This is a genomic window from Mesorhizobium sp. M1E.F.Ca.ET.063.01.1.1 (assembly GCF_003998155.1).
Classification (GTDB): Bacteria; Pseudomonadota; Alphaproteobacteria; order Rhizobiales; family Rhizobiaceae; genus Mesorhizobium.
On record NZ_RZSC01001718.1, the window covers coordinates 1 to 405 of the forward strand.

At 52.6% G+C, this 405-nt stretch carries 1 protein-coding gene; it reads left to right on the plus strand.

Annotated elements, in window-relative coordinates; genetic code table 11:
* A partial coding sequence (locus EOA29_RS40570; protein WP_245468894.1) for a UDP binding domain-containing protein occupies positions 1 to 382 on the plus strand: 382 nt, incomplete at its 5' end.
* Positions 383 to 405 lie beyond the last annotated feature (23 nt).

Genomic DNA, 405 nt, shown 5'->3' on the forward strand with positions numbered 1-405 from the left:
GCTGATCCGTTCGGATGTGCCCGTGAAAGGAGCTTCCGTCGGCGTTCTCGGACTGACCTTCAAGGAGGACGTTCCGGATCTGCGCAACAGCCGCGTTTTCGACTTGGTCAGGGAACTGAGGCAGTTCGGAATTGCCCCCAAGGTCCACGATCCTTTTGCCGATGCCGAAACCGCTCGACGCGAATATGGTGAAACAATCTTGCCACTCGACGAGATAAACGATTTGCAGGCGCTTGTTCTGGCGGTTCCTCACAAGCATTATCTATCCAGGGAGAAATCCCGTATTTTTCAAATGATCAGGCCAGGTGGAACGCTGTTCGACGTCAAGTCGGCCATCAAGCCGAATGAAGTTCCTGGAGTGATAAAATATTGGAGCCTTTGATCTCAAGCTGATCACAACCTGGG